This is a genomic window from Nostoc sp. (assembly GCF_036917975.1).
Taxonomy (GTDB): Bacteria; Cyanobacteriota; Cyanobacteriia; order Cyanobacteriales; family Nostocaceae; genus Nostoc.
In genome coordinates this window covers 1-13,805 of the sequence record NZ_JBALEJ010000075.1, presented here as the reverse complement: position 1 = coordinate 13,805, position 13,805 = coordinate 1, and the positions used below count along the sequence as shown (strand labels likewise).

Genomic DNA, 13,805 nt, shown 5'->3' with positions numbered 1-13,805 from the left:
TTATCTTTTTCATGTTTTTGGAAGGTAAAGTTGGACATCTAGTTTTGGAAGGTAAAGTTGGACAACCTGTCCAAAATCTTCTTCAAGTCACACTCTTGGTGTCATTTCGGATTGACGAAGTATCAACCACTGCGCCAAACTGAGAATCACACCAAAGATTACCGCAGCAATTCCTGAGAGAATTACATTGCCTGTCCAAGTGAATGGATCTACTGCTAAGTTAATGATTAGTGGCACAATAACCAGAGCAGAGAGCAAAAAGCCGAGAAGTAAGCTAGCGCTAATCGCAAGAAACCAGTAGCGACCGAGATAACCCAGGCGAAATTCTAACAACGACTCTTGTACTCCAAACAAAGTCATCCAAAATACAATACTCGCTGTCAAATAATCAAGCATTAGCCGTTGTTTTACCCGTGTGTTGAAGAGGGTATTCCTAGAATACGCCTAAACAGTATTTTGTTGTTGTGGTGGCTCTGGTGTAGTGTTTTTTTTTAAGAGGTTTTATATTTGATAGTACCTTAAGACTGCAAAATATAAAAAGCAATGAAAAACCCCAAGCTGTTTAAAGGATGGGGGCAGAAATAAAAACTCTATATTCCATGATGACACAACTCAATATTTGTTCGACTGCTGTCAGCCTAGAGGTGGGGCAATGAACAAACCACCATCTAGACGCAAGAAAGTTATCCCTGGGGCATCTGGGGAACCAAAGCCAGCAACCGACTCTGCTCCCGAAAATACTTCTGGGCAAGATAACCCAGCCTCAGCAACGATTACGGTGACTGCTGTTGAAGTAAAAGAGTTGACCGAGGAAGAACAAAGCTTACGCCTACACTTGGAACAGCGTGTAGAACGTGCGTTTTTAGAAGCGGGTCAGGCGCTGATGGAGTTGCGAGTTCGTCCTTGACGTTGCCGGAGGCATCGCAGATTGTACCGTTCCACGCACCGGACTTTTGAAGAATACTGCCGCGATCGCTTCAATTATAGTCGTGATGCGGCGTACTTGAAGATTTCGGCTACTGTGGTTTATGAGAATCTTCAAAAGTTTTTGCCGACCATTGGTCGGCAAATTCCAATGCCGACCAACGAACGACATGAGCAATATTCTGGGTATTGTTCTGGATGTTGGACTCCATAAATCCTTGCAACAACTCTCTGACCAATTGCCAAATTCTAGTCAAAGTCAACAATGGTTTGAGCTATGGTCGCAAACGAACTATTCAGCTTGGGCTGAACAGGTAAACAAGACGGTGATTAATTATCGCAATATTAACCACGAGTGGCAGTTTAGCTCTGAGCAACAGCAAGTGCTGCAACGCTACTACGATGCTAATCAGTTACTACTCGATTGCCTACATAGCAATTGTGAAGTGACAGCTGCTATTAGACAAGAAATTGAAGCCACTTTATTGTTGCCGATAAAGGAACTTGAGGATAGGGAATGGCAATAATTCTTTTGGTTAATTATTCTTTAGGCCCACCTCAAAACCTCCACGAAAAGATAACGGGAAAAGTCAGATACGTAATTTTGGTTTAAGTAAATCGGGAGCTTATCTCCTATTCATCAGGGTTTTTATGGGTGTTTGACCAAGCCTCTAAAAAGCCAAGAGTCACTTTGGCTTCGTTACTCTCAGCTAAACCGCTTCCGAAGAACGCACCAATATCTGTAGAATCATCTCCACCAGCTAAATCTGATAAACTGCGGAAAGCAATGAAAGGAATTTCGTTAGCATAAGCAACGTGAGCAAATGCTGTAGTTTCCATGTCTACCGATACAGCTTTAATAGTTTTAAAAACATAATTTCTGTAGTCGGGATTAGCAAGAAAAGCTGGCGCAGTTATACCTCTACCACCAATCCGCAGCATTGGCTGAGTTGATATACAAAGATTTGGTTGCTTCGGTCCACATTTGTCAAGTTGCGGACGAAGTGTTTTGGCGATAGCCAGCATTTCTGCGTCAACTTTATAATCAAACTTATACTCTCCATTTGGGAAGTTTGAGCTATTTCTCACAAAAGTGTCCCGCATAAACAAGCCTGAACCGACCAAAGCATTTGTTGTTGGCACTTGATAATCAGAATTTGCTGTACTAGTAAAAGTAGATAACTTCAAGCCAAGACACAACAAGTCCCCTGGCGTTCCACAGGGAGTTGGAATATTGCTGTCACGGTTCCAGTAGACTTCTAAAGGCAGCGACCATTTGCTAGGGATAGCAACATCGCCAATGTGATAATTTGGATCTATACCACCAGCAATTCCACTGAGTAGCAAGTGATTAATATTAAAGTTATCGATCATCAATTGAGTAAGCATTGATGCGTTCTCGACGCTTACTCCAGTCAAAACAATCACTACATTGTTACCTCTTAGCTTTCCTGTAGTGAAGATATTGCCGTTGATTGTATATTGATACTTATTAGTAGTTTCCGCCAACAAAATATCTGCTTCTTGACCAAATGCAGAGAGAAGACCGATACGTGGTTTACACTCTGTCAGACAACCTTTTATTTTTCTTTCCCGCGCACTTACTTGAGTTGCAGCCAAAGAAAGACATACAAAGGCAATTGTACATACACGTTTTATTTTCCAGGAGAGCATATTAGTACCTTTTATATTGTCAAAGAAATGATTTTGGTATAATACATGGCTGAGACTGCGATCGCTTGTAGGGACTGCCCAACTTTGATCCCAGATTCTTTAATCGATTTGTTTTTCATAATGACTGTTTCTACTTTGAATATATAGTCTCGTCTTGTTTACGCCACGCTGGCTCAACTATGCATAGAAATACTAGTGATTCTGCCCCAGAATTGCGAATAAATTGTCTAGCATTCGGTGGAATATAGATAGCATCTCCTGCTTCTACTATCTCTAGTTCATCATCTATGTGCATTTCTCCCTGACCACTAAGGATGTAGTAAACTTCCGAAGTTGTTAAAGAATGAGGTGTAGAAGTTTGTCCAATTGACACTACTGCATGAGCTAGACTATATCGTAATTTTAAAGGTTGCTTATCAGGATGTAATAATTCTCGCATTCTAGTGCCATCACCTGTAATGAATTCTGCACACGCATTCAGTTTTTGTACTAGCACTGTCTAAAAACCCTTTAAAACAATAAGTATAAATGATTGTGGATGGCGAGCGATTGCCAAGGCAGCAACGCAAGTTTTCTAAATTTTCCACTTCGATAGTAAAGCTCCCATTTTAAAAACCTAAATAGAAGGAAGAAACAGCAGTAACAGCGATCATTGTTCCTACCTGATTTTAGTATGGGCAACTTACTGAGCCGCTTATGTACGCTCAATACCTATCTTTATTATTAGCAATATCACCTTCAAAAGGTTGAACTCCTGTTGCTGGGTAATCATCATCTCTAGGTGCAAAAATTCTACTGACTGCACCTAAAATATAGGAGATTACTTGCATCGCCCCATTTATAATTGATTTCAGTATTCTTGAGAGAGACATAAATTATTTTCCTGATTTATTTTTGCTGTTAAAAACTTCTTTTTTGGTTGATTTACTATTATTTAACCTCAGTTTCTAACTGTAAACATCCCTCTAATTGGGTAGCTATATTTTAATGAATAATTATCAAACGAATTCTCATTATTTTGATATTATATAGCAATCTTTAAAAATAATTTTTTTATTAAATCAGCAAATACCAATGGCTTTTAGAAGTAAGTCTAACTTGATGATTTCGGCTTTTTCTCTCCCATAAGTTCAGGAAATACTGCTAATTTATTCTTCTGAGAGAGAGATTTTCTAAAGTGTAACAACCAGACGTTTGAAATCGAGTATTTACAAGAGTTTGATTGATATTTGAATTGTATAAGTTGATTAACGACACACACAAAACGTAGTCCGGATAAATTTAGTAATATAACTCTCTTTGAGGAATTTAGGGGAAACCACAAAAAAAGATCCCAGCCGTGTTTTGAGTTTATTTGTTGTGTAGCGTGGATCTCTTTGATGACATCTGGTATCTTTATGAGCGGGCAAGTGTCTTACCAACAAAGGTATCGCATCAGGTTAAAAATTAAATATCTTAGTAAAACTTGTGGTTCTTCAGTACGTATTATGCTGAACTTTTAATTAAAGTCCGTCACTTGCCTTGAAAATCAAGCCTTACAGGGAGTTATAGCTTCAATTTCAAAAATCTTACCTCAAGTGTGCATCCACTATGCAGGGTGTAGTCAATCTCAAATCTACAAGACGCTCCTACGTCGCTAACGCTACGCTATCGGCAATCTACAATTGTTTGACTATCTATCTAATTTTATTATTTAGTATCCGTACTATTTTGCTAGCTCAATGCTCTGTTCGCAACAGCAAATGGGAAGAGATATTTTTATTTTTCGGGGTAGATATAGCCAAGCTGACACCAGGGGTGTGCGACGTGAAAGGCACTTTGAAAATATTCTGATGATCCGTCTATAGATTTGCGTCCCGTAGACATAAAGATGATTAGTTCGGCAGGTGTTTCAGCCTCAGAAATGGGCTCTAAGCTGTTGAGTGATGCCTTAGCTATAGAAAAACTATTAGACACGCTACCAATAGATGTCCAAGCCGAAGAAATTCAGCAAGTAGAAGAATAATTATTGTAAGGAATTATGCTCATTTCCCCCCTATCCTTATAGCTCACTTATTCATCAGAATTCGTCAGCACATCTGGACGGCAACATTTAATGACGACTTTTATCCCCAAGGCTCCCTCGCTTTTCAGGTCGTCAATATACCCAGGGCAAGCAGACTTCGCGTCCCCAAATGTTTGAACCAAATGTTTGAAAAGGGCCAAAATAGTAGATGCACTGATGTTAAACATAAAAGATTTGCTGAGGATAATAGTTACTCTAAACAGTATGACTGTTGCTGTAATAGTTATCATCTGCTGAAAGCATAGATATATAGATATGTGGATGCCTAAGCCAGGAAGTCACCCCCCCCTGACTCAGCTATAGAACCGGAAGTGATTAAATCAGACTAGAGAGCAGAACTGACCCAAGAAGAGACAGAGTTAGGATCTGGCGACTTAGCCAATCAGCGTTTTCGCGCAGGATATGCAGAATACTACCGTGAACCACTGTTTCTATCTGTATCCGCTCCTGTAGAGGGAAAGAGTAGCGGCTTTTGGGGGTGCTGGATAATTCCTGTACCCCTTCGACTACATAGCGGTTAGGGACATGACTTAGAATGTGGGCAATTAACTTTTGGCGCAACTCATGAATCGAAAAAGCTAATTGATAAGGATGTTCCGGGTACTCATCTAAGACATTCTCAATTTCTTGAATGACGATTGGCAATGTTAAATTAATTAACGTGTGAGACATTTTTTAGTAACCTAATAGAAAATAAAGTATTCACTTAAAAACCTAGATTGATTTAATAACTGTGTAGCCTCTTGCCAAAAAGCTTTTACAGCTTGCTCTAATTGATCTTCTACAGAACAGCATAACGACCAGATGTTTGAAATCGAGTATTTACAAGAGTTTGATTGATGGTTGAGTTGTATTAATTAAGCAATCAGTTCAGCTTTTTTGGCTCTATGGGCTTTTTACAACAAGGCAGCAGTAGTGGAAGCTTCAATTTGTTGTCTGCCCTAACTAAATGGCAGGGCAGTACTTCTAGCAGTGGGTTAGGACTACCAGATTTGACAAGTCTATTTGGCGCAACTTCGCCAAAACTGATATTTACTGAAATTCTCATTTCTGACGAACTAATCCCTGGGGAAATCCTGGTGGTAGCGACCTGACGAAATAGACCTTGACTGGTTCATCCCGATTTGAGTTCTTCACATAAGATGTACTTAGAAAAGGACGATATTGAGTCTGGTGAGCAAGATATACTTTCATGAAAGCTGTACTAAAAGCCTGAAGATGAATGCGTCCCAATTCTGGGTCATGTCCAGAGAAACCAGAGAAACGGTTAGAAGATGGTAAAATTACGCTACTCATACCAGCAATCAAATCAGTATGAGTCCCTTTGTCACCAATACCCAAATACTTGTCTTTGGTAGTCAACCAAGAAAATGCTTGTACTTGTTCCAACAAGGCGGGAGTAACCGTGTCTGAGGCTCCACCAGCAATGACTACAGGAATTTCGATTCGGCTCAGACCTGCTTGCCCAAGAATACTACTCGTGAATGGATTGAGAGCAATCACAGCTTTCACTCGGCGATCGCGTAAATCTAGGTTGCTTAAGTTTTGTTGTATCTGTTCATAATCAGGAGAATTTTTTCCCAGTGCTAAAGCCCGACACTGCAACAACAACGAAACATTGACCGAATCAGATTCAGATTTACAATATTTGTGCAACTGATTAATATTGATGCGTGCGCCAGCTAAGACTAAGGCTGTGTAAGCACCAAAAGATTGTCCAATCACACCGACTTGTTGAAGGTTGATTTTTCCTTGTAGCCAGGGATCAGATGTTGAACGCTGCTCTAATTGATTAAGTACAAACGTTACGTCTAAAGGTCGGTCAATTAATTCTGTGTCTGCAAATACTTGTTGGCTTTTCCCTGTGAGTAGTGCTTCCATTTGGAGAGAATCACTACCAGGATGGTCAGGAACAACAACAGCAAATCCATAGGATGCTAAATTTTCTGCCAAGTAAGCAAAGCTATCGCGATCAGAACCTAGTCCATGAGAAATGACTACAACTGGTGCAGGTGTTTGACTTTGAGGTAAATAAATATCGGTTTGAATGACTCTAGTTTTAATACTTCCAGTCAGGGATTTACGATTAGTATCCACAAAGGCGATCGCTCTCTTCTGCCAAGAAAACGGCCCTGACTTGTTGTATAACTGGGGTAATTTTGAGATATCTACAGGTGGTTCAGTCGATGCTTCTATATTAGACTCTTGCTCAATTACAGAGAGAGCTTGATTTGTCTCCTTGTTCAGAGTTGAAAGTTTATTCATCAGTGCGAAAAGCTCTTGGGAGTTAATCCGAATACTCTGTGAAGGGAAGTAGCGCATCGTATTCAAGAGTGTTAATCCCTCTGGATCAGCTGCCGCTAGAATCAACGCCGCACGAATTGCATAAAAACCATTTTGTCTTGAATCTGTTTGAATCAATTCACCCGCAGATTTTAACATGGATTCTCCAATTTTTGAATAGAGAAATTGAGAGACTGCTACGGAACTTAATTTTTGTTTTTCAGTCAAAACCTGACGCAGTTGAGCAATATCCTCTGGTTTGAGGTACTTTTTATAAGATGCTAGTTGACTGCTAATTTTACCTTTTTGAGCATAAGTTTTTAAATCAGTAACAGGAAGAGAAAATTCTAAAAGACTGTAAGAAAATTTTATTTGTTCAGCACCGAGAGCTGGCATCATTCCCATACTCAACAGCCCGATAGTGGTACCGACCCAAGAAGAAATTTTAAGTTTCATAGATAGCATCGTGTAAATGAGTAATTTGACCGTGCCAATTTTAGATTTTGGGCATCTCCCTGAAACGCTTAATCTCTGCGTTCAGCCGCCATTTGCCAAATTCTTTCTAGGGTTTGAATTTGCCGTAGCCGAATTGCTATTAGTTTATCGCTTGTTTTGTGCCGCCTTCCAACCTGAACTCCGATATAGAAGAAGACTGCTGCGACACAAAGACAGGCAACAAACAAACTATCAAATTGGTTTGTTTGTTGGGTGAGGTCAATTTGATCTAGTTGTTCAGTCACTGAAGCTAGAAATTGGGGATGTGCTGTGATATCAGTGGGAGATAATGTATTCATATTTATGAAGAAGAATTCAGCTATTCTGGAGCCAGAATTCAGAATTGAATTCGCAAACGTTAAAGCGGATAGTGCAGCGTTAGCGAGTACTCGAGCGGATGAATATTGGTTTAAAACCGGACTTCATCCCGCTGCGCTAACGTCCCTCTCTACGAGACGCTAAAAGCGAACGTGGACAAACAACGCTCGAAACTTTATTGAACTGACTTGTGAGCAACTATGCTCAAAGTGCGTATTACCGAAGCAAGGGATTGCGATCGCTTGATGAAGGGCGACACCGAATAGCCCGCCGCAGCCATCGCTCTCCTAAGTTAACTCATAAGTCAGTAATGCTAGAATCCCACGCCTTTAGGGGTGGGAAGTGTCAACTATCAATAACAAAATCCGAGTTCCTGATCAAAGAATCCCTCATATGTCACATAAGGACAATCCGAGGCGCGATTATGGTAGTGGTAATGTTGGCGATTCCGATAATGCCACTCATGCGAGGTGCGATTATAGTAGCCATTATGACTGACATTATGACCGCCATTATAACCGCCATTATGACCGCCATTATAACCGCCATTATGACCGCTATTATAACCGCCATTATGACCGTCATTATGACCGCCATTATGACCGCCATTATGAGATTCAGCATTAGCATTTGGTGTAATAGCCAAAATAGAGCTAGCACCAAGAAGAACAGCTAAAGTAGCGAGAGTAAAACGTCTCATGTTTTTATCCTGTAAGAATTTGTGTCGATATTTTTTACTTTGATAGTAAAGCTCTCATTTTTAAAATCTAAATAGAAGTCAGAAACAGCAGTGTCAAAAATATCAACCATGTATTTCACATAGTGAAATCTCCAATCTGCGATCTTCAATCTGCAATCTTCTCGGTCAAATGCACTTTGTAACCTGGCCGAAATCAGGCGGCTGGGCCAGCCCCCTCAGGACGCAGAGGATCGGGGCCGGGCAACATGTCCATGCCATACCTGCTCAGAAGTTCAGGGGTCATCGTGATCATCGCGGAAGCATTCTTCGGCGGGAGAACGCGTTCGGTTGCTGGCGTCGCGAACTCCACCAGGGCCGCCTCAAGGCTGGCGGGCGTGTAGCCGTTGAGGAAACGCGCGGTTTCACTAGTCACGCGGAAGGCGTGCCGTGTATTGCGCGGGACCATGAGGAAGTCACCTGTTCGCGCCGTCTTGATTTCGTCGCCGATCAGGAAGGTAATCTCACCGTCGAGCATGTAGAAGGTTTCGTCGGACCAGGTGTGTTTATGCGGCCCTGGGCCCGAGTCCTTCCGCGCTAACTCCTCCATCATGGAGAAGCGACCGCCCGTGTCCTTGGCTGACGCGAGGACGATCCACAGGGTGTCTAGCCACCAATAGGCGGGCGCGGCGTCGATGTTATGAATGAAAAGTTCCGAGCCAGGCATCGGCGGCTGGGTATTTGGAGTTTTTGTGCTCATAGTAGCCTCTGTACTTATAATTAATGTTCTGTTAAAAGAGATTATGTCAAGGTTAAAAGCTTGTTCCCACTCCCTACTCCTTATTTACTTTTCTCCTCGTCTCCCAGCATTTTTAATAATTTTCTGGCAACTAAAACACCTACAACTCCTGCACCAACTACTTCCACTGCTTGCACGACTTTTTTACCTACATCGTGAGGGTCAAGGTGGTGATGAAAAATCTCTTGATCCACCCATTCAGTTGTTGCTTTAAAGTCATGAATTGGTGTTGGCAATAGCGTTAAATAACTGCCTTGACGGATTAAATGCCCAGATTCGCCTGCAACTTCAAAAATATTGAAAAGGTTAGCAGCAGCATCATTTAACCCCAATTTTAAGAGAGTTCCGCGTATATTTACCTTTGCTGGCTTGAGGTCTTCTCCTAGAGCGAACGCTTTCAAATTCTGGGCAATATTTGCTCCTTGTTGATAAGCAACTTGGGCTGTAGGTGGTAGCGAATTATCCTGAACTGCTGCACAATCACCGCCGGCAAAAACTTCTGGAAAGTCGAGTAGTTGCATCGTGGGAGTGACTAGGGGACGGTTATGATGATCCCGATGCTCTTTGGAAATTGGTAAGTCTTGAATCAGTGGATGAATGGAAGTACCGGCTGTCCAAATTGTGGTGTATGTTGGCAGTGTGTTAACTTGATTATTGCTCTTATACTCAATTGTATTAGGGTGAACAGCAGTGGCTTCTGCTCCCGTAAGGATTTCAATTGGTATAGTGCGTTTTTGTAATTCTTTCTCAGCAATTAGGCGTAGTGGCTCGTTAATATCGCCATCAAGGATTTTTTGACCATGATTGAGAAGAATCACCCGAATTTCCGCAGAATTTCCTCCCAAAGCGCTATACCAATGTGGGAGAAAATCAGCTAAAGTTGCTGCCATTTCCACGCCACTTGCACCACCACCAACTACCACTACTGTTAATATTTTTCGGCGTTGTTCTACATCTTCCGTTTGGATGGCTTTTTGCAAACAGTCACGTAAATGACGGTCAAGAGCGATCGTATCTGCTTGCGTCCAGAAAGGAAAGGCATTAACATTCGCACCTTCAACTTGATGATAGCCAGTAACACTGCCCAAAGCTAATACTAAGTTACTATATTGATAGGAGTTTCCCGAAGCTAATTTAACTTCCCGTTGATGCAAGTCTATCGATTGCACTGTATCTTGCACAAAGATCACACCACTATCAATAAGTAGTTCCGAAAAACGCGGGACTACCTGAAAGCTATCCATTTCGCCATCGAAATATTCATATAGTAGCGGCTTAAAGCAAAAGTGCTCATTTTTATCAATCAAAATAACAGAACGAGGATAGTGTTCGTGAGCTAGGTGTAAGGCTGTAAATAACCCGGTAAAACCACCGCCGATAATCACAGTTTGATAAATTGGGTTGTTCATAAAATACTCTCCAAACTCAAGAGAAAGAGGGTCTAGTCAGGATTTTTGCCAGAATATATTGGTCAATTGGATTTAGAAAAATACTAATGACTGATTTGCTAAGATTCTAGGGGTGTGTGCAAATGCACAATTTGCTTTAAACCTAAAATATTTAACTGCTGATAAATATTGAAGCCTGCGGCATAGCTACGCTTAGGGCGCAGCCTCAGAAGAGAAATATTGAAATCATCCCCGGTTACTTACTCGGATCTCGGCTCAATACCCTATGGGCATTGCCGCTAGACTTGGGAATAACCATTGCCAACCCGCTAATCCCTGCTGAATGACCTAAGCTGAGAATCAACAGCGTTTATGTAATCTGTATCATTCAAAGTTTGTGCTGGGAGCTTATACCCCCACTAAATCTGCTTTCTTTAGTGGTCAACTTTCGTCGTGGCGGGGTTGAATTTCCCACTAAAAGATTGCTGATTCGGAATTTTTGCTGATGGATTTTTGCTTCTGAATTTATTCTTCAATATTAGTCTCAAATAACTGCACTCATATCACCTAATTGGTTGATTTCTTTCTCATCCAAAAGAGTGAGCTAAATCTACACCCAGCACAATACTTGTCGGGTTTTGGGGAAAAGGGGAAGAGGAAAGGGGAAAAATAAAACTTAAATACACTTTAAAATTTAAATAAATTGCGCTCCGAAATTAGTGTTATCTCTAAAAAATAGATGGCTATAAATATTTTGATTTAAATTATAAGGAATGGCATAAACTTAGTTGAACGTTAACCGAGTACCGTGGGTTTAAATCCCCGTCACAAAACTTAATTACGAATTACGTTAGCGCAGCGTTAGCGAGTCTTCTCCCTTGGCGTTAGCCTCTCCCAATGTGAGAAGGGGAGACGCTAAGAGCGAACGAGCGTCATTACGAATTACGAATTATTTAACCTACTTATGATTTTTTGTGTCCATTTTTACCAAAATGCTTCCTGATATTTTGCCAGGTCAACCTTTTCCAATTGGCGCTACATTTACCCCTAATGGTGTCAATTTTTCGGTATTCTCTAAAAGCTGCACTGGACTGGAATTATTGCTCTTTGATGAGCCAAATTCACCCCAACCCAGCCGTGTAATTCAGCTACACAAAAAGTATAATAAGACCTTTTACTATTGGCATATCTTGGTATCAGATATTGCTGCTGGGCAGGTTTATGCTTATCGGGCGGATGGACTTTATGCACCAGATCAAGGACTAAGGTTTGATAGCAGTAAGGTATTACTTGATCCCTATGCGCGAGCAGTAGTAGGTTGGGATAATTATAGTCGTGAAGCTGCTAGCTGTTTTGGTAAGGATAATTGCGCCCAAGCACTACGGGCTGTGGTAGCAGATGATCCCAAAACCTACGACTGGGAGGGGGATCTTCCCCTACGGATTCCCTATGCGACAACAGTCATTTATGAACTGCACGTAGATGGTTTTACTCATCACCCCTCCTCTGGTGTGTCTCCCAAAAAACGCGGTAAGTATGCAGGACTGATTGAGAAAATTCCTTATTTGCAGGAATTGGGAATAACCGCAGTTGAATTGCTACCAATTCATCAGTTTGATCCTAATGGTGCACGTCCTAGTCACAAGAATTACTGGGGCTACAGTACGATCAGCTTCTTTGCACCCCACAGCCATTATAGTTCCCGTAGCGATCGCTTAGATCCCATAAATGAATTTCGTGATTTGGTCAAAGCCCTTCACCGCGCCGGGATTGAGGTAATTTTAGATGTTGTCTTTAATCACACGCCTGAAGGTAATCACAATGGGCCAACATTGTCATTTAAGGGATTAGACAACCAGGCTTACTACCTTCTGGAACCAAACCAAGCTGAATATAGTAATTACAGTGGTTGCGGTAATACTTTGAAAGCGAATCATCCGATGGTTACGCGGATGATTTTAGATAGTTTGTATTACTGGGTAGCCGAAATGCACGTAGACGGTTTCCGTTTTGATTTAGCATCTGTCCTATCTCGGAGCAAATTAGGTCAGCCCTTTGCCGATTCGCCTGTTCTCTGGGCGATAGAAACAGACCCAGTTTTGGCAGGAACAAAGGTGATTGCTGAAGCCTGGGATGCCTCTGGACTATATCAGGTAGGAAAGTTTGTCGCAGGAAGCGATCGCTTTGCAGAATGGAATGGTCCCTACCGCGATGATGTGCGCTGTTTTGTGAAAGGCGATCGCGGTATAGTAAGTCGGTTAGCGGCTCGCGTTATGGGTAGCCCAGATATCTACTCACGACCCGACTACGAACCGAATCATAGTATTAACTTTATTACCTGTCACGATGGTTTCACCTTAAATGATTTAGTTTCTTACAACTACAAGTACAACGAAGCCAATGGGGAAAATAACAGTGACGGCACAAAGGACAACAATAGTTGGAATTGTGGCGCAGAAGGAGTTACGGACGATGCAGAAATCGAAATACTGCGCTTGCGACAAATCAAAAACTTCTTCACCATCCTTTTATGTTCCCAAGGAACGCCGATGTTGCTCATGGGAGATGAAATTAGGCGATCGCAAAAGGGGAATAACAATGGTTACTGCCAAGATAATGAACTGAGTTGGTTTGACTGGAGCAGTATCGAAAAACACAAGGATTTATTGCGATTTGTCCGAGGACTAATTCAGTTTATCCAATCCTTAAGAATCTTTCGGCAAGAAAAAGTTCTCAGTCTTACCGATGGCTCTCATCGGCCAAACATCGTCTGGCATGGCACGAAACTAGAGCAGCCTGATTGGGGGAATGATTCTCATAGTCTGGCATTCACCCTCCGTCACCCAAAATCTAACGAGCATCTATATATTATCCTCAATGCTTATTGGCAGGCGTTGACATTTGAACTACCACTTTTGAATAGTGAAGAAGGCTGGCACCGAATTGTAGATACTGCTTTGCCATCTCCTCAAGATTTCTCCGATTTGAAAACTGCAACCTTAATTGCATCTCTTGAATATCTCGCTGGGGGGCGATATTGGTTGAAACCCCGCTTTTCGGAAAAGCTTTCTTAGTTTCCCTACTCCCCACTCCCTACTCCCTACTCCCTTTCATATAAGTGAGCGCAGCGAAGATGGAGCTAGAGGATTATGTAGTGGGGAGAGGGGAGGAGGCTTTGGGTAA

General features: G+C 41.7%; 15 protein-coding genes and 1 pseudogene. 5 read left to right on the top strand and 11 right to left on the bottom strand.

Going from position 1 to position 13,805, the window contains the following annotated elements; all coding sequences use genetic code 11:
* Window positions 1-87: 87 nt before the first annotated feature.
* On the bottom strand, window positions 88-396 hold the full coding sequence (locus V7K76_RS27090) for a hypothetical protein (protein WP_334775973.1): 309 nt from the start codon (window positions 394-396) through the stop codon (window positions 88-90).
* A gap of 256 nt (window positions 397-652) precedes the next feature.
* Here V7K76_RS27090 and V7K76_RS34705 point away from each other — a divergent pair, with 256 nt between their 5' ends.
* From V7K76_RS34705 to V7K76_RS27080, 3 genes and pseudogenes are all read left to right on the top strand, one after another.
* Window positions 653-907 (top strand): hypothetical protein, encoded by a 255-nt coding sequence (locus V7K76_RS34705; protein ID WP_442936686.1) that lies wholly within the window; start codon window positions 653-655, stop codon window positions 905-907.
* A 21-nt stretch (window positions 908-928) separates the two neighbouring features.
* Window positions 929-1,138, top strand: a complete 210-nt coding sequence (locus V7K76_RS34700; RefSeq protein WP_442936272.1) for a hypothetical protein — start codon at window positions 929-931, stop codon at window positions 1,136-1,138.
* Window positions 1,095-1,451 (top strand): annotated as a pseudogene (locus V7K76_RS27080) (NACHT C-terminal helical domain 2-containing protein); the annotation flags it as partial. The gene V7K76_RS34700 and the pseudogene V7K76_RS27080, both read left to right, overlap by 44 nt.
* Before the next feature lie 106 nt (window positions 1,452-1,557).
* Here V7K76_RS27080 and V7K76_RS27075 read toward each other — a convergent pair.
* The 3 genes from V7K76_RS27075 to V7K76_RS27065 form a co-directional block, all read right to left on the bottom strand.
* Window positions 1,558-2,598, bottom strand: a complete 1,041-nt coding sequence (locus V7K76_RS27075) for a 5'-methylthioadenosine/S-adenosylhomocysteine nucleosidase (RefSeq protein WP_334775975.1) — start codon at window positions 2,596-2,598, stop codon at window positions 1,558-1,560.
* Between the two features lie 130 nt (window positions 2,599-2,728).
* Window positions 2,729-3,094: a cupin domain-containing protein gene (locus tag V7K76_RS27070; RefSeq protein WP_334775976.1), complete on the bottom strand. Its 366-nt coding sequence runs from the start codon at window positions 3,092-3,094 to the stop codon at window positions 2,729-2,731.
* Between the two features lie 208 nt (window positions 3,095-3,302).
* Window positions 3,303-3,470: a hypothetical protein gene (locus tag V7K76_RS27065; protein WP_334775977.1), complete on the bottom strand. Its 168-nt coding sequence runs from the start codon at window positions 3,468-3,470 to the stop codon at window positions 3,303-3,305.
* A 998-nt stretch (window positions 3,471-4,468) separates the two neighbouring features.
* Between V7K76_RS27065 and V7K76_RS27060 the strand changes: the two genes are divergently transcribed.
* Complete coding sequence (locus V7K76_RS27060) at window positions 4,469-4,603, top strand: hypothetical protein (RefSeq protein WP_334775986.1); 135 nt, start codon at window positions 4,469-4,471, stop codon at window positions 4,601-4,603.
* A 47-nt stretch (window positions 4,604-4,650) separates the two neighbouring features.
* Here V7K76_RS27060 and V7K76_RS34695 read toward each other — a convergent pair whose 3' ends face one another.
* The 7 genes from V7K76_RS34695 to V7K76_RS27030 all read right to left on the bottom strand — a co-directional run bounded on the left by V7K76_RS34695 (window position 4,651) and on the right by V7K76_RS27030 (window position 10,643).
* A complete protein-coding gene (locus V7K76_RS34695) occupies window positions 4,651-4,830 on the bottom strand; it encodes a DUF1816 domain-containing protein (protein WP_442936797.1) in 180 nt (59 codons plus the stop codon).
* Window positions 4,831-4,978: 148 nt separating this feature from the next.
* A complete protein-coding gene (locus tag V7K76_RS27055; protein WP_334775987.1) occupies window positions 4,979-5,335 on the bottom strand; it encodes a hypothetical protein in 357 nt (118 codons plus the stop codon).
* A 372-nt stretch (window positions 5,336-5,707) separates the two neighbouring features.
* Entirely contained in the window at window positions 5,708-7,402 is a 1,695-nt protein-coding gene (locus tag V7K76_RS27050) for an alpha/beta hydrolase (protein ID WP_334775988.1), read from the bottom strand.
* Between the two features lie 68 nt (window positions 7,403-7,470).
* Window positions 7,471-7,740, bottom strand: a complete 270-nt coding sequence (locus tag V7K76_RS27045; protein ID WP_334775989.1) for a hypothetical protein — start codon at window positions 7,738-7,740, stop codon at window positions 7,471-7,473.
* 371 nt (window positions 7,741-8,111) lie between these two features.
* Window positions 8,112-8,459, bottom strand: coding sequence for a hypothetical protein (locus V7K76_RS27040; protein ID WP_334775990.1), 348 nt, complete (start codon window positions 8,457-8,459; stop codon window positions 8,112-8,114).
* Between the two features lie 193 nt (window positions 8,460-8,652).
* Complete coding sequence (locus V7K76_RS27035) at window positions 8,653-9,195, bottom strand: cupin domain-containing protein (protein WP_334775991.1); 543 nt, start codon at window positions 9,193-9,195, stop codon at window positions 8,653-8,655.
* Between the two features lie 80 nt (window positions 9,196-9,275).
* The gene (locus V7K76_RS27030; RefSeq protein WP_334775992.1) at window positions 9,276-10,643 is read right to left on the bottom strand and encodes an NAD(P)/FAD-dependent oxidoreductase; all 1,368 of its coding nucleotides are present in this window, start codon (window positions 10,641-10,643) and stop codon (window positions 9,276-9,278) included.
* Window positions 10,644-11,596: 953 nt separating this feature from the next.
* On the opposite strand from V7K76_RS27030, the gene glgX reads away from it, so the two are divergent.
* Window positions 11,597-13,696, top strand: coding sequence for a glycogen debranching protein GlgX (glgX, locus tag V7K76_RS27025; RefSeq protein WP_335030252.1), 2,100 nt, complete (start codon window positions 11,597-11,599; stop codon window positions 13,694-13,696).
* The last annotated feature ends 109 nt before the right edge of the window (window positions 13,697-13,805 follow it).